At 32.2% G+C, this 15,783-nt stretch carries 11 protein-coding genes; 7 read left to right on the forward strand and 4 right to left on the reverse strand.

Features of this window, described 5'->3' with window-relative positions; translation table 11 throughout:
* Window positions 1–31: 31 nt before the first annotated feature.
* Window positions 32–883 (forward strand): SH3 domain-containing protein, encoded by an 852-nt coding sequence (locus HSX10_RS06700; protein WP_173587444.1) that lies wholly within the window; start codon window positions 32–34, stop codon window positions 881–883.
* Between the two features lie 48 nt (window positions 884–931).
* On the opposite strand, the gene HSX10_RS18875 is transcribed toward HSX10_RS06700, so the two are convergent.
* Window positions 932–3,382, reverse strand: a complete 2,451-nt coding sequence (locus tag HSX10_RS18875) for a T9SS type B sorting domain-containing protein (protein WP_173587445.1) — start codon at window positions 3,380–3,382, stop codon at window positions 932–934.
* A gap of 78 nt (window positions 3,383–3,460) precedes the next feature.
* Here HSX10_RS18875 and pbpC point away from each other — a divergent pair, with 78 nt between their 5' ends.
* Together pbpC and HSX10_RS06715 are read left to right on the forward strand one after the other, a co-directional pair.
* Window positions 3,461–5,812, forward strand: coding sequence for a penicillin-binding protein 1C (gene pbpC, locus HSX10_RS06710; RefSeq protein WP_173587446.1), 2,352 nt, complete (start codon window positions 3,461–3,463; stop codon window positions 5,810–5,812).
* A 49-nt stretch (window positions 5,813–5,861) separates the two neighbouring features.
* Window positions 5,862–6,302 (forward strand): hypothetical protein, encoded by a 441-nt coding sequence (locus tag HSX10_RS06715; protein ID WP_173587767.1) that lies wholly within the window; start codon window positions 5,862–5,864, stop codon window positions 6,300–6,302.
* Window positions 6,303–6,377: 75 nt separating this feature from the next.
* Here HSX10_RS06715 and HSX10_RS06720 read toward each other — a convergent pair whose 3' ends face one another.
* Entirely contained in the window at window positions 6,378–7,439 is a 1,062-nt protein-coding gene (locus tag HSX10_RS06720; RefSeq protein ID WP_173587447.1) for an endonuclease/exonuclease/phosphatase family protein, read from the reverse strand.
* Window positions 7,440–7,575: 136 nt separating this feature from the next.
* Here HSX10_RS06720 and HSX10_RS06725 point away from each other — a divergent pair, with 136 nt between their 5' ends.
* The 3 genes from HSX10_RS06725 (at window position 7,576) to HSX10_RS06735 (ending at window position 12,348) form a co-directional block, all read left to right on the forward strand.
* On the forward strand, window positions 7,576–10,347 hold the full coding sequence (locus HSX10_RS06725; protein WP_173587448.1) for a TonB-dependent receptor: 2,772 nt from the start codon (window positions 7,576–7,578) through the stop codon (window positions 10,345–10,347).
* A gap of 78 nt (window positions 10,348–10,425) precedes the next feature.
* The gene (locus HSX10_RS06730; RefSeq protein ID WP_173587449.1) at window positions 10,426–11,859 is read left to right on the forward strand and encodes a DUF5689 domain-containing protein; all 1,434 of its coding nucleotides are present in this window, start codon (window positions 10,426–10,428) and stop codon (window positions 11,857–11,859) included.
* Window positions 11,860–11,988: 129 nt separating this feature from the next.
* Window positions 11,989–12,348: a hypothetical protein gene (locus tag HSX10_RS06735; protein ID WP_173587450.1), complete on the forward strand. Its 360-nt coding sequence runs from the start codon at window positions 11,989–11,991 to the stop codon at window positions 12,346–12,348.
* An 84-nt stretch (window positions 12,349–12,432) separates the two neighbouring features.
* Here HSX10_RS06735 and HSX10_RS06740 read toward each other — a convergent pair whose 3' ends face one another.
* On the reverse strand, window positions 12,433–12,972 hold the full coding sequence (locus tag HSX10_RS06740; RefSeq protein ID WP_173587451.1) for a cation transporter: 540 nt from the start codon (window positions 12,970–12,972) through the stop codon (window positions 12,433–12,435).
* A gap of 315 nt (window positions 12,973–13,287) precedes the next feature.
* Here HSX10_RS06740 and HSX10_RS06745 point away from each other — a divergent pair, with 315 nt between their 5' ends.
* The gene (locus tag HSX10_RS06745) at window positions 13,288–13,518 is read left to right on the forward strand and encodes a DUF3781 domain-containing protein (protein ID WP_217363244.1); all 231 of its coding nucleotides are present in this window, start codon (window positions 13,288–13,290) and stop codon (window positions 13,516–13,518) included.
* A gap of 196 nt (window positions 13,519–13,714) precedes the next feature.
* On the opposite strand, the gene HSX10_RS06750 is transcribed toward HSX10_RS06745, so the two are convergent.
* Window positions 13,715–15,772, reverse strand: coding sequence for a M16 family metallopeptidase (locus HSX10_RS06750; RefSeq protein ID WP_173587452.1), 2,058 nt, complete (start codon window positions 15,770–15,772; stop codon window positions 13,715–13,717).
* Window positions 15,773–15,783 lie beyond the last annotated feature (11 nt).

The raw sequence follows: 15,783 nt of genomic DNA on the forward strand, positions 1-15,783 counted from the left end.
AAACAAATGTTTAATCTTAAATCACAAAATTATGAAAATCACAAAACAGATTTTAGCGATTGTAATGTTACTGAGTGTAGCATTCGTAACAGCACAACAAAATGCTTATGTAGCCGCAGAAAGCGGATTATCTCTTAGAGATCAACCAGACGTAGACGGAAAATTATTGAGTAAACTATCTTATGGTGAAGCCATAGGAATATTAGAAAAAACAGAACACAAACTCGTTATTCTCGATGGCGGAAAAAAGGTAAGTGGAGAATGGGTAAAAGTGGAAACAAGAAACCATATCGGTTATGTATTTAATGGGTATTTATCACCAACTAAGATTTCTAAAACGATAAGGTTTGATTTTAACGCGTTGAATGTCGAATTAAAGAATCTAGCCACTAAAGACTATAAAAGAAACTACAATTTAAAACAGTTAGACTCTGCTAAAATTAGTGTTGATCTAGGCGCTTCGCCCGAAGGCAAAAAAATTGTGTTGGTAGATAACGACTATAAACATGTAAGTATTTTTCAACGTTACGAGAATAGTATCGCTTTTATAGATACAAACACACCTTGCGATGTTAAAGATTGGACGCAATTTGATTCGGAATGGAAACCTTTAAAACAATTAACATCTAATACATTTCAGACTTTAACTTATACCGAAAATGACTGGAAAAAGTTTGTAACCTCAGCTATCGAAGAATTAAAAACAGATATTATAGATCAATGTGGTGAAGCATGGTTAACCGAAATAACCAACACAGATAATCTTAAAACGAATCCTGTTGGTTTAGCCACTAACCGCATGTTTTTAAAATTCATCATTACCGATTCTGAAAATAATATTACAGAAAAAGTTATTGAATTTGAAATACCTAAAGGTTGTTAATTTGAAAAATTCATCCTGGTAAGTTTTAAAACCTGCCAGGATTGTATTTTAACGTTTCAAACCAAAGTGTCCAACAAATTCTTCTCCATCTAAAACAATTCGGTACCAATAATCTGAAGTCGGTAAATCTTCATTATTAAATGTACCATCCCAAAATACGTTTCTATTAATAGATGAGAATAATAACTTACCGTATCGGTCAAAAATATAAACTTCTGACGTTCTAAAATACGGAACCAAATTTAAAGCAAAGAAATCATTCTGACCATCACCATTTGGTGTTATAAATTTTTGTATAAAAAAGTGAAAATAATTCATTACTATGATAACATCACAATCAAAAGCTTTCACATAAATGGTATAAGAACCAGCATCCATATTAGAAAATATAGAACTAAATTGAAATGAAATACCATCTAATGAATATTCAAAATCTCCAGAATTAGACATATTTACAATTATTGAGCTGCCATCAGACGTAATGCTTTCTATATTTGGAGTTGGTATTTGTTCTACATAAATCGTTTTTTCAATTGTAAAGCACCCATCTGTAATTAAAACTTCATAAGTCCCAGCAACGTCAACGGTTTTGAATTCAGTAACCTCACCTGAACTCCATTGATAGGTTGGATTAACGATATCTGAATCTGCTTGCATTACAACCTCATTTCCATCACAGAAACTCAAGAATTCTTCAATAAATTCTATTGGTTGAGCTCCAACTATATCCCAACTACATGTGGTGGTATTAAATATTGTAGTTTCCCAACATTCTAAAGTGGGTTGAGCAGGTTGCGCACCCGAAACATCCCATGAGCACGTAATATCATTAAAAGTTGCTATTTCCCAACATTCTAAATCTGGTTGTACTGGTTGTATTCCGGAAATATCCCAAGTACATGTTATAGTATTGAATATTGTAGTTTCCCAACATTCTAAAGTAGGTTGAACAGGTTGCGTACCTGAAACATCCCATGAACACGTAATATCATTGAAAGTTGCTATTTCCCAACATTCTAAAGTGGGTTGTGCTGGTTGTATTCCTGAAATATCCCAAGTACATGTTGTAGTATTAAATATTGTAGTTTCCCAACATTCTAAAGTAGGTTGAACAGGTTGCGCACCCGAAACATCCCATGAACACGTAATATCATTAAAAGTTGCTGTTTCCCAACATTCTAAAGCTGGTTGTACTGGTTGTGTCCCTGAAACATCCCAAACACATGTTGTAGAATTAAAGGTTGCTGTTTCCCAACATTCAATATTTGGTTGTACTGGTTGCGCACCTAAAATATCCCATGTACACGTTATATCATTAAAAGTTGCTATTTCCCAACATTCTAAAGTGGGTTGAATAGGCTGCGTTCCATTTATTTCCCAAGTACAGGTATTTGTATTAAAAAATGTAGATTCCCAACACTCCAAACCTACGGGTTCAACAGGCTGTGTTCCTACAACCGTCCAACTACACGACAAATCATCAAATGTTGCCGTTTCCCAGCATGCCATTATTGGGGGTGGTGGAGCTTGATTTATTACAATTTCATAAACGTCAGAAAACGTTAAGCAGTCAGAATTATTCAAATTTGCAGCATATTCTGCAACTTTAGCTCGGTAATAAGTTGTTGTCGTAATTCCTGAGACACCTATAGAAGCATTTATTTCACCTGCAAGGTCAGTCCAGTTCACTCCATCATTACTCACTTGCCATTGGTAAAAATGAGTACTAAAAACAGTATTATCAGGAATAGCCGTAATGGTATCTGAAAAAGGAGCCTGAGTACTACACATCTCAATAGAGTTTCCAGTGCCATTATCTTCTGTTGCAATTAAGTCCCCACAACTTTTAAAGATAATATCGTCTATGGCCAAATCATTACCACAACCACCGGCTCCGTTATTAATAATTTTTAAGATAACAGAAGTTTGACCAGGCAGCGTTTGAAACACTAAACCATATTGTTCCCAATTCGGAGTAGCGGATCCATAAATATCCCCAGTATTACCATTCGCTAAAAGGCTGGTATTTGTATCATCCCAAATCTGAAATTCAACATTAACAGGTATCCCGTTTCCACCGCAACCCGAGCTCGGTAAGATATTTATCAACCAAGAAGAAAATTCATACGTTGTGTTTTCGCACAAACCGCTAACTGCTATGTTATAAAATTCACCTGTTGTAAAACTTGCATTGACAATGAGCGCCTTTCCATTAACGTCTCCTGTGTGATCACTAGGTAAATTCCACCCATAAGAAAATGTGTTTTGAGAAATGGTATACTCACCATCTTGTGGTCCTGTAGTATTAACAAATGTATACGTCGTAGTGCCTGTGGGTAAGCCAGGTCCATAATCTGTTCCCGAACCAAAGGTTTCAGAAAAGATAGGATCTCCAGAGTTCCCTTGACAGAATCCTAATTGCCCATGCATTTCTTTTGAAAATAATAAAGAAATACTAATAAATACAAGTAACTTTAAGTCTAATAATGAATTTCTCACGTTTAAATATATAAATATCTTTGTCTAATAATCTTAAATTTTAAGCAGAAGTTTGGCAAATCAGCTTTTGTATAGTCTATGTATAGGTTAATTAATTTTTTAAAGCGAAATAGAATCAAATCTGTAGTGGTGACATTACTTTTAATTGCTTATTATTTTTGTTTACCCCACCAATTATTTAAAGATCCGACAGCAACCATTATTACAAGTCGATCTAATGAATTATTAGGCGCATTAATTGCAGAAGATGGCCAATGGCGTTTTCCTGCTAATGATAGTGTTCCTGATAAATTCAAAATTTGTATTCTTCAATTTGAAGACGAATACTTCTACAAACATCCTGGTTTTAATCCTGTTTCAATATTTAAAGCTCTTAAACAAAATTTAAACTCAGGATCTGTAAAACGAGGAGGAAGTACTATAACGCAGCAAGTTATTAGACTCTCTAGAAAAGGACAATCACGTACTTACTTTGAAAAACTGAAAGAACTTATTCTTGCCACACGATTAGAATTTAGATTGTCTAAAGATGAAATTTTAAACCTCTATGCGAGTCACGCACCATTTGGAGGAAATGTTGTTGGTATAGATGCTGCAGCATGGCGCTATTTTAATAGAAATGCTTCTAATTTATCTTGGGCCGAAAGTGCAACTTTAGCCGTTTTACCTAATGCCCCTAGTTTAATTTACCCTGGAAAAAATCAGAAGCGATTGTTAGACAAGCGGAATAGATTATTAAAAAAACTTTATGACAACGCAACGATCGACGAACTAACCTATAAATTATCTATTGCAGAAGGTTTACCACAAAGACCATATCCTTTACCACAAATCACACCCCATTTGTTACAAAAAGTAGCTAAAAGTAATAGAGGTGAACGCGTAAAAACAACCATTAATATTAATTTACAAGAACAGACTAATACTATTGTAGAACAGCATTATAATCTATTAAAACAAAACGAAATTCATAATCTTTCAGTTTTAGTTTTAGATGTAAAAACAAGAGAAGTCCTAACTTATATAGGTAATTCTCCAACGGATAAAGCCCATCAAAATAGTGTTGATATTATTGATAAACCAAGAAGTACTGGTAGTGTTTTAAAACCTTTTTTATATGCAGCAATGTTAGATGCTGGCGATTTATTACCAAATACTTTAGTTGCAGATGTACCAACTCAGTTTGGAAGTTATCAACCCGAAAATTATAACAAAACTTACGACGGAGCTGTACATGCTAACGAAGCTTTATCACGTTCATTAAATGTACCCGCAGTAAGAATGCTTCAAGAGTTTGGACTCGATCGTTTTTACCATTACCTAAAAGCACTTCAACTTAAAGATTTAAAATACAACACCAATCATTACGGTTTATCTCTTGTGCTTGGAGGTGCAGAAAGCAACCTTTGGGACTTGTGTAAAAGTTATGCCGGCATGGCCTCTACATTAAACCATTTTAATGCGAATTCTAGTCAATATTACTCAAACGAGTTCACACAACCCGTTTTCGATTCGAAAGAAAATGTTGATTTCGGCAAATTATCGAAAGAAAAAAATGTTTTTGACGCCGCTTCCGTATATTTAACGTTTGAAAGCATGAAACAAGTTAATCGGCCAGAAAGCGATGAAAGTTGGGAATATTACGACTCTTCTCAAGAGATTGCTTGGAAAACTGGAACAAGTTTTGGCTTTAGAGATGCTTGGGCAATTGGTACAACTAAAGATTATGTTGTTGGTGTTTGGGTTGGTAATGCAGATGGAGAAGGAAGACCCGGTTTAGTCGGTGTACAAACTGCTGCTCCTATTCTATTTGATGTTTTTGACCTATTACCAAAGAGCAATTGGTTTGCAAAACCCTATGACGAAATGCTAGAGGTAAGCATCTGTAAGAAAAGTGGCTATAGAGCTTCTACTATTTGTGATGATACAGAAATGCGATACATTCAAGCTAGTGGAAAAAAAACACAAGCCTGTCCATTTCATGAATTAGTCCATTTAGATAGTTCAGAACAGTATCAAGTAAATTCATCTTGCGAAGCCATTTCAAATATCACTAACAAAGCGTGGTTTATATTACCACCTTTACAAGCTTATTATTACAAGACTAAAAACCCTTTTTACAAACCCTTACCTCCATACCGGTCTGATTGTGCCGAATCTACTGGAGTTTCTATGGAATTTATTTATCCCAATCAACAAAGCACTATTTATTTACCTAAAGATTTTGATGGAAAAACAAACGATCTCATCTTAAAAGTAGCCCTTTCTAAACCAGAGTTAGAACTCTATTGGTATATTGATAATCAATACATAGGAAGCACAAAGGATATTCACGATATGGCCATTTTACCAAGTCCTGGTGAACATATTATAACGGTTACAGACGAACTAGGAAATGAATTAAAACATCGAATTACGATTTCGGAGTAATAACTTTCATGAGTAAATCCCTATTTTTGCAGAAATAAATCAACTTATCATTATGGGAACTATTCAATTTATACATTCAAAATGGGCATATTTAGTACTTTTAGTATTAGTACTTGCTACATTTAACGCACTTATTAAATTTTTTGGAGATAAAGAATTTGATGCTAAAGATTTTAGATTATCTCTATTTGCTCTCATAACAATGCACATTCAATTGCTACTTGGAATTGTTTTATTTTTTATGAAAGATTACTTCTCATTAATAGAACAAGTTGGTGGAATGGGAAAATTAATGGGTAACAAAGCATTAAGAAACCTTGTTGTAGAGCACCCACTTACAATGCTTATTGCGATAGCTTTATTAACAATCGGTTATTCTAAACACAAAAAGAAATTGACATCTAGATCTAAATTTAAAATGTTGGCTATTTTTTATACGCTAGCTTTAGTATTAGTATTAGCTAAAATACCTTGGAGTATTTGGTTTTAAATTTCAAATTATAACACATAAAAAAAGCGTCTAGAAATTATTTCTAGACGCTTTTTTTATAATGTAATAAGTTGACTATTTCTTATTATCTTCTTTAATTAAGTAAATATAGACAGGAAAGTGATCACTATAACCACCTGAAAGACCTGCATTTTTCATTCTTAAAGGATAATCTTTGTAACGCCCTTCTTTGTTTGTTAAATAGCTTTTATTAAAAATACCAGCTTTATAAAATCTATAAGAAGAATAATCCTTTTCTAATAAAGGTTGTGTAAATAAAATCATATCAAACAAACTCCAAGCATCTCTATAACCTGTTGTTCCTAAACCTTGTTTTTTATATAGATTCTCAAAAGGATTATAGACACCTTTAAGCTTTACATCTTCTTTGTCAGCTTCAGTTTTTATAGCTTTTTTCATACTATCATTTGTTGGGTTATCATTAAAATCTCCCATAGTCATGATTTTAGCATAAGGATCATTAGCTTGTAATGAATCAATAATTTGCTTATTCAATTTACCAGCGGCAATACGCTTAAATCTACTTCTTGCTTCACCACCACTACGAGATGGCCAGTGGTTAACAATGATGTGAATTAAGTCTCCTTCTAATTCTCCACTAACTAACAATTGATCTCTTGTAAATACACGTTTTCTTGTAGAATCGTCATATATAAGTAACTCATGAGAACTCGTTTCTAGGGGCTTAAAAAGTGCTTTTTGATATAATAATGCGACGTCAATTCCTCTTTTGTCAGGAGAATCAAAATGCACAATACCGTAATCTTTATCTAATAATTGAGGATCATTAACCAAATCCATCAAGACCTGAAGGTTTTCAACTTCAGAAACACCAATTACAGCAGGAGAGTTATGTGTGTCATCATAACCTATATCTGCAATTACTTTTGCCATATTATGAAGTTTTTTCTTATAAGCCTCACCTCTTAGAGACTCATTCAATTCCATCATAGGACTGGCTTCATCATATATAGTTGTGTCATTTATAGTATCAAATAAATTCTCTAAATTATAGAAAGCTACGGTATGTATTTTGTATTTCTTTTTTTCTTGTGCACTTATGCTTACTGACACTAACAACAGTATAGCTATAAATTTGAACCTCAAACTTTTCATCTTGTGAATATTAAATTAACATTAATTACTTTACAATTCTTGGGCCAAAAGTATATATTTATTATAAATAATGTAGATTTGCACGCCTTAAATAACTATTATTTAATAATCAAACATTATTAACTTAAATTTAATTATGAAAAAAAGTCTAATTATTTTACTCTTTGGAGTTTTAACTTCCTTTACTATGATGGCGCAAAGCACCATTATAAAAGGTAGTGTAAAAGATGCTACATCTTCTGAACCAATTCCAGATGTAACAATAACTATTGAAGAAACTCAAAAATCAACATTAACTGATGGCTTCGGAGAATTTACTTTCTCCAGCAATGTTCCATTAGGAGAGCAAGTTCTAAGAGTTTCTAAAACAGGATATAAGACTAAACGCTATCCTATTATCGTAAACAAAGGACAGACAGTTGATATTACAGATATGACTTTAGATATCGATGTATCCGATGTACAAGATATGTTTACAATTACATTATCTGATGATGAATTAAATGATGATACTAGTGGGGCAGATAACATCTCTGGTTTATTATCTTCTTCATTAGACATTTTTCAGAGAACAGCAGCATTCGAATTTAGTTCTTCATTTTTTAAGGTAAGAGGATTAGATTCTGAAAACGGTTCTGTTTTAATGAACGGTATTGAAATGAACAAACTTTACAACGGAAGACCACAATGGAGTAATTGGGGTGGATTAAACGACATGATGCGTAACCAAGTGTTAACAACAGGTCTTACACCTTCTGAATACAACTTTGGTGGTGTATTAGGAACATCTAATATTATAACAAGAGCGTCTTCTTACAGAAAAGGTGGTAGAGTTACTTTTTCTAATTCAAATAGAAGTTATACAAATCGTGCTATGGCAAGTTACGCTTCTGGATTACTAGATGACGGATGGTCTTTTGCTCTTATGCTTGGTAGACGATGGGGAGATGAAGGTTTTGTAGATGGAACCGTATATGATTCTAACTCATTTTTCGCTTCTGTAGAAAAGAAAATAAACGATAAACACAGTATTAACTTTACTTCTGTTTACACACCGAATAGAAGAGGAAAATCTTCAGCTAACACTCAGGAGGTTTATGACTTAAAAGGAATTAAATACAATGAATACTGGGGTAGTTTAGATGGTGAGCAAAAAAACTCACGTATTAAAGAAGTTGAAGAACCTATCTTTATGTTAAATCATTATTGGGATATTTCTTCTAAAACAAAATTAAATACTAATGTAGGTTACCAATTTGGTAAATTAGGAAACAGTAGATTAGATTACTCTGGAGGAGGAAACCCAAGTCCTGCATATTACCAAGATTTACCTAGCTATGCCTTATCTGACACAGACGGACCTGATTATACTGGTGCTTACTTATCTGAACAAGAGTTTATAAATGATGGACAAATAGATTGGAATCGTATTATAGACGCTAACGTTACTAATAATATCAATGATATTAGTTCTGCTTATGCGTTATATGAAGACAGAGCAGATGATACCCAATTAACTGTTAATTCTATATTCACTTCAGAGCTTAACGACCATATTATTTTAAATGGTGCAGTAAACTATAAAAACCTTAAATCAGAAAACTTTGGTGAGGTTTTAGATTTATTAGGATCTAATGTTGGTTTATTAAACGTTGATTCTTTTGATGGATTTGAATACGATAACAAAAATGCGGGAAGATTAGTTCAAGAAGGTGATAAATACAGATATAATTACAACTTATTTGCTGAGGTTGTTTCTGGTTATGCACAAGGACAATTCACTTATAATAAATTTGACTTCTATTTATCAGGGAACATCACAAGCACAACATACCAAAGAGAAGGATTATGGGAGCACAGTAGATTTTTAGGTGATCTTTCTTACGGAAAAGGTGAAGAATTATCTTTTACAGGCGTTGGGGGTAAAGCAGGATTTACTTATAAAATTTCTGGAAAACATTTAATTGATGTTAACGGTGGCTATTTAACAAGAGCTCCTAATTTACGTAACACATTCTCTAACTCAAGAGAAAACCACAGTGTAGTAAGAGATATCAGTGAAGAAATTGTAACATCTTTTGACGCTAGCTATATTTTTAGATCTCCAATAGTAAACGCAAAAATAACAGGATTCTACACAAAAATTGAAGATGCTAACGAAGTAGGATTCTATTACGCAGATGGTTTAAGTGGTGGAAATGATATTGCAGACAATGATACTTCTGCCTTTGTACAAGAAGTTTTACAAGGTATAGATAAAAAACACTTAGGTGTTGAGTTAGGTGTTGAAGCACAAGTAACACCTACAATTAAATTAAAAGGTGCTGCATCAATAGGTCAATACACTTATGACAACAATCCTAACTTGTATTTAACATCTGCAAGTTTTGAAACGGAAAATGGCTCTATCGATTACGGTCAAGCTAACCTAAAAGATTACAAATTAGCCGGTGGCCCTCAAAGAGCGGCTTCTATTGGTTTTGAATATAGAGATCCTAACTTCTGGTGGTTTGGTGCAACAGCCAACTTCTTTTCTAATGCTTACATTGATGTAAATGCATTAACAAGAACAGAGAATTTCTACTTAGATTCTGACGGACTTCCTTTAAATGATTACAATGAAGAAATAGCTACTGAATTACTAAAACAAGAAAAAATCAGCGATTATATGGTGGTAAACCTTGTTGGTGGTAAATCTTGGAAAGTAGGCGATTATTACATTAGCCTTTTTGCTAGTGTTGGTAACATTTTAGACGAAGTATACAAAACAGGAGGTTTTGAGCAAGGTAGAAATGCTAATTACACAGAGTTAAGAGATGACAATGCAGGTGGAGCACCTAAATTTGGATCAAAATATTGGTACGGTCGTGGTGCTAATTATTTTGTTAACCTTAACGTAAGATTCTAAAAAAGAAAAATTAATTAAAATACTACAATTATGAAATGTATTAATTTCATAAATTCAATAATTATAAACAAAAAAGTTATGAATAAAGCGATTAAATCTTTAAAATTAATGCTAGTCTTAATAGCTTCTGTTGCTATAACGTCTTGTGTACAAGATGATGACTACACCATTCCTAGTAGCTTAGGAGATGAAGAAAACGAAAATTTACAAGAACTTCTTGCTAAACTAGATTCAGAAGACTCTAATTTAACAGAAATTTCTATTTCTAATTTAAAAGCACTTTACGAAGCTTATGAGGAAGGTCAATCTGGTTTTGACTATAATCATTTCATTCAAATAACGGACAGCTTATTAGTAAAAGGATATGTATCATCTTCAGATGCTACAGGAAACTTTTACAAAGAATTTTATATGCAAGATGCTCCTGAAAATCCAACAGCTGGTATAGGTGTTGTTTTAAATCAAGTCGATTCTTACAACCAATTTAATAAGGGACGTGAAATTTACATCCTTCTTACTGACACTTATGTTGGTTATAATTCTAACGAAATAATTTCTATAGGAGGAAAAGAAGATGGTGATGAAGTAGGACAGTTTACAGAAGCTCAAGTTAGTGATTACATTTTTAGATCTTCAAACACAGAGACAATCGTTCCTTTAGAGCTTAGTTTATCTGAAATTAATGCCTCTCATGTTGGTATGTTTGTAACCTCTAACAATGTACAATTTCCAGAAAGCTTAATTGGATCTACTTACGGAGACCCAACAGAAGACTTTGATACATCAAGAACACTTCAAGCTTGTGAAGGATTTGGATACAGTACTTTTACTTTAGAAACAAGTTCATTCGCTAGTTTTTACAACACACCATTACCAACAGAAAAAGGAGGTAATATTTCTGCAGTAGTATTAAAATCTTATGGTGGAGACAATCTGGTATTTTTACTTAACGATTTATCAGATGTTCAATTTACTAATGACCGTTGTACGCCTGATGATCTTAATGATTATAATGTTGTTTTTTCTGAAGATTTTAGTAATGGATTAAATGATTGGGAAGTTACAAATACAACAGGATCAAATAGCTGGTATGCTAGCAACTATGACGGCACATATTATGTAAGAGCTTCAGGATATTCTAGTGGTGATATTGATAATATGGTAAGCTGGTTAATTTCTCCTTCTATTGATTTTGATGCACAAGAAAACGAGCAATTAATATTACAGATTGCTGATGCATATAATAACGGACAACCATTGCAATTATACTATTCTAATGATTACACTTCAGGTTCTAACCCTGATGATGTAACTTGGACAACAATAGACTCTTCTGCAATTGCAGCACTTGCTGTAAATGATGGATATTTTGATAATAATTATGATACTACCGGTTTAATTGATCTTTCTTCAATTTCTGGTAATGCAGTTATAGCTCTTGTATATGATAGCAATAACGGAACAATATCATCTACTATTGATTTAGGTGATGTAAAAATACTTGCTCAATAAAAGTTTTTAATTTATAAAAAGAGACTGTCTACAAAAGTAGACAGTCTCTTTTTTTTTTACAAAACACAGCACTTACTTACAACAAATCACTTTACCTAAAATAGACACAACAATTAAAAACATTCCTCTATGCTAGACATTTACTACATTTCCATTTTTAAACACTATAAAAAAGCATTTGGCAAAAAAAGTATCTCAATAGCTTTATTTTATATTAATGCCTTAGAGATTAGTATAATTCTTGTCTTAGGTGCGTTTTTAAAAGCATTTGCTACTCAAATGAAGATAACTGTAATGTCTACAACAAAGTTTTGGGTATTATTTGTTTTGATAGCATTATTTGTAATATCTAAAAATTGGATGCGCTATAATGGAAAGAAAAGAACCATTCTTAATGCAAAAGCTAAGCCTAACACTATGCCTATATATTTATTATGGATCATACCTGCTGGCTGTATTACACTAGCCCTTATACTACTTAAAGTTTAATAAGGTCTTGTTTAAAATGGTTAAATAAAAAAACGCAACCCTTTTCGGATTGCGTTTTTCTATATGTGTTTTTTGTAAAACTAACTACTTAGCTTTTTCTTCAGTTTTCTCTTCTGTTTTTTTATCCTTGCTGCAACATTCTTTTTTACAATCTTTAGAACAGGCTTTCTTATCAGCTTCTGTTTTATTTGCACAACATTCTTTTTTACAGTCAGCACTACAAGCTTTTTTTTCACCACCAAAAGCATCAACTTTATGCATGTCTTTAACTTTATAGATGTCTGCAACTTTACCAACAGCTTCTTCTAAAGACTTAGGTGTTACTTTAGCTTCATCATACTCAACCATCGCTAAACGTGTATCAAAATCAACCTTAGCAGATTTTACACCATCCATTTTAGCCATTTTCTTTTCAATAGTTTTGGCACAACCCATTGCACAAGTCATTCCTTCAATTCCAAATTCTACTTTAGCGTAAGTTGCATTTGGATCTAGAGTTTGAGCAACATCTTTTTTAGCCACTGCCACCTCTACTGTTTTAACTTCTGGTTGTGTTTCATTTTTACAAGATGTAAAAACAAAAGCCATAATTGCGACTAAACCTGTTATTCTTAATGTCTTCATTGAATTAACTAATTAAATTTTGCCTAAAACTAATAAATATTGCCCTTTCATACGTGATAATTAACGAATTTTATGACTCATTTATATTAATTTCACATAAAAAACCTTTATTTAAAATCGTTATAACCAATAAAGTGATCTAACTATTTTATTAAAGTGATGAAGACTAACAAAAACAAATTAAAATTTCATCTGAAAGGAGTTCGCGGACATTGAAAAAATCTCAAGTTAAAAATTTAAAACGGATGATTATCTGTTTTAATAGAACAAAGCAAACTCTATAATTGACATATATTTACCAATAAAAACTAACAAATGAACACTTACAAAAAAGATATTTTAAACAAAATTTGTTACACAGAACTTGTTTACGGTAGAATAAATAAAAAGTTGAATTTAGAACTTTCTAAAGATAAAATTGAAACATTGATTTCTGAAATTCTATTAGAAACTAACGAATCTGAATTTATTAAAAAAGGCAAAAATATTTATATAACAAATACCGAAAGAAAGATTAGACTAACAATTAATTCCTTTTACACATAGAATAATTACAGCGGATAAACTGAATAATTAATTTATTTATAAGTGATCATTTAAAATATTCTTTATAAATATCTACCGGTTCGTAGATTTACATGAGTTAATTTAGCATGGCATATAATTAAGAACTCAAAGGATTAGATATAAAAAAAAGCCGAAGTTTTCACTTCGGCTTTTTTAAACATGTATGTTATTCTAATTATTTAAAATCAGCATCTGTTACACCTGAATTTAATTTAGCTTCTAAAAGCTTATAAACGATCAGTTGTCCCATTTGAGAACCTTCTCTAGTTGTTGGAAACTTAACTCCTTCGAAGTCTTTATAATCTTTTAAAACTACTTCTTGACTCTGAGTTTGACCTTGCATAGAAGTCGTTTGTACTTCTTTTACTTTAAGTCCTGTTTCAACATCATAAAAATAAGCTAAAGAAACTACCTCTCCAGAAACCTGAACTTTGTAAGCATCTTTACCTTCTACTTCTTCAATACTAGTGATTTTTGAATTATCAGAATTTAATAAATTTAATTCTGTAAATAAACCACCTAAAGCTTTCATATCAGCAACCATATTTTCTGGAAGTGGATTTTTGTTCATAGTCACAACTTCTTGTGTAGTTAAAACTGTCATCATAGCATTTCCATTCATAAAAATGGTTTGTAAAAGTTTACCATCCATACGTTTTTCTTCACTAATAATAGTAGACCCCATTGCACTAGCTTCATATTTTAATAAAATAGAACTTAAAGCTTCAACTTTGTCTTTACCACCAATAGCATCAATGTATTTATTCATTACAGATTTGGCATTTACACCTTCTGGTAACTTAACATCAAATACAGGTTTTTCAGTAGCATTTGCATACTCATCAAAATACATAATTGGAATTCCTGTTTTCTCTAAATTATCTAATACATCTGCACCATTACCTACTACTACAATTCTTAAATTATCTGTCTTGAAGTATTTGTTAGCGACACGTTGAATATCTTCAACTGTTACATCATTTATTTTTTGCAAATAAGTTGTGTAAAAATCTTCAGGTAAATCATTTAATTTAATGTTTAAAGCATAACTAGCAATTGTTTGCGGACGCTCTAAAGCCATTACAAAATTACCAACGTATTTTGCCTTAGCATCTTTTAATAACTGTGGATCTACAGGTTCAGTTTTAATTCTATTGATTTCTTTTATAGCTTCAACTACAGCACTATCAGTAACTGCATTTCTAACTTTAGCAGTTGCATTAAAACGAGATGCACCATACCTATCTGTTCCTAAACGAGAATAAGCTCCGTAAGTGTAACCATGCTCTTCTCTAAGGTTTTTAAATAAATAACCTTCTCCACCACCACCTAAGATGTTGTTCGTAATTAAAGCTGCATGATAATCTGGATCATTCATCTTTAAATTTACATTATTAGTAAGAGAAATATTAGATTGTGTTGCGTCTGGTACATTTACAAAATTAATTTGTGTGTACTGTACATTAGGACTAGGTTTTGGAACCGTAGTACTTACATCTACAGACTTAGTCCAATCTTTAAAGTATTTTTTAATTTTCTTCTTAACATCTTTAAACTCTACATCACCAATAACAACTAAATATGCATTATTAGGATTGAAGTTTTTTTCATAAAATGCAACAGCATCACCAAAAGAAACATTATTTATAGTTTCTTCTGTCACAAACTCTCCGTAAGGATGTTTTGTTCCGTAAGCCAAAGCAGAACCAACTCTACCCGCAATAGCATCTGCACTTTTTGCATCAGATTTTAAACTTTCTATTAATTTTGTTTTTTCTTTATCAAACTCTTCTTCAGTTAATAGAGGATTAATAACTGCATCAGCCATTAATTCTAATATTCTGTCTGAGTACTTAGTTAGTGAACTTCCAAAACCTCCACTAATTCCTATATTTAAACTTGCACCTAAGAAATCTATTTCTTCATTAAATGCGTCTTTAGAAATTGTTGTTGTTCCGTTACCTAACATACTTCCAATTAAACTTTCTACTCCAGCTTTTTTACCTGTTGCAATTGGACTGTTATCTATACGTAAAGAATAAGATACTCTTGGTAAAACGTGGTTTTCTACCACAAGTACTTTTAATCCATTCTTTAAGGTAAACTCTTCTGGCTTGTCTATTGAAATTTCTGGTTCAGGACCAGCCACAGGTGGTTGAGATCTATCTATTTGTGCATTGGCACTAATAGTCATTATAAATAATGCGAAAAACGCTACTATTTTAGTGTTCATGTTAAATGCTG

The organism is Winogradskyella undariae (assembly GCF_013285155.1).
GTDB classification, from domain to species: Bacteria; Bacteroidota; Bacteroidia; order Flavobacteriales; family Flavobacteriaceae; genus Winogradskyella; species Winogradskyella undariae.

What these genes read in the sequence shown, in the direction of transcription:
- HSX10_RS06725 (WP_173587448.1), top strand. Translation starts at nt 7,576, where the DNA reads ATGAAAAAAAGTCTAATTATTTTACTCTTTGGAGTTTTAACTTCCTTT.
- HSX10_RS06730 (WP_173587449.1), top strand. Translation starts at nt 10,426, where the DNA reads ATGAATAAAGCGATTAAATCTTTAAAATTAATGCTAGTCTTAATAGCT.
- HSX10_RS06735 (WP_173587450.1), top strand. Translation starts at nt 11,989, where the DNA reads ATGCTAGACATTTACTACATTTCCATTTTTAAACACTATAAAAAAGCA.
- HSX10_RS06745 (WP_217363244.1), top strand. Translation starts at nt 13,288, where the DNA reads ATGAACACTTACAAAAAAGATATTTTAAACAAAATTTGTTACACAGAA.
- HSX10_RS06740 (WP_173587451.1), bottom strand. Translation starts at nt 12,972, where the DNA reads ATGAAGACATTAAGAATAACAGGTTTAGTCGCAATTATGGCTTTTGTT.
- HSX10_RS06720 (WP_173587447.1), bottom strand. Translation starts at nt 7,439, where the DNA reads ATGAAAAGTTTGAGGTTCAAATTTATAGCTATACTGTTGTTAGTGTCA.
- HSX10_RS06750 (WP_173587452.1), bottom strand. Translation starts at nt 15,772, where the DNA reads ATGAACACTAAAATAGTAGCGTTTTTCGCATTATTTATAATGACTATT.
- HSX10_RS06700 (WP_173587444.1), top strand. Translation starts at nt 32, where the DNA reads ATGAAAATCACAAAACAGATTTTAGCGATTGTAATGTTACTGAGTGTA.
- pbpC (WP_173587446.1), top strand. Translation starts at nt 3,461, where the DNA reads ATGTATAGGTTAATTAATTTTTTAAAGCGAAATAGAATCAAATCTGTA.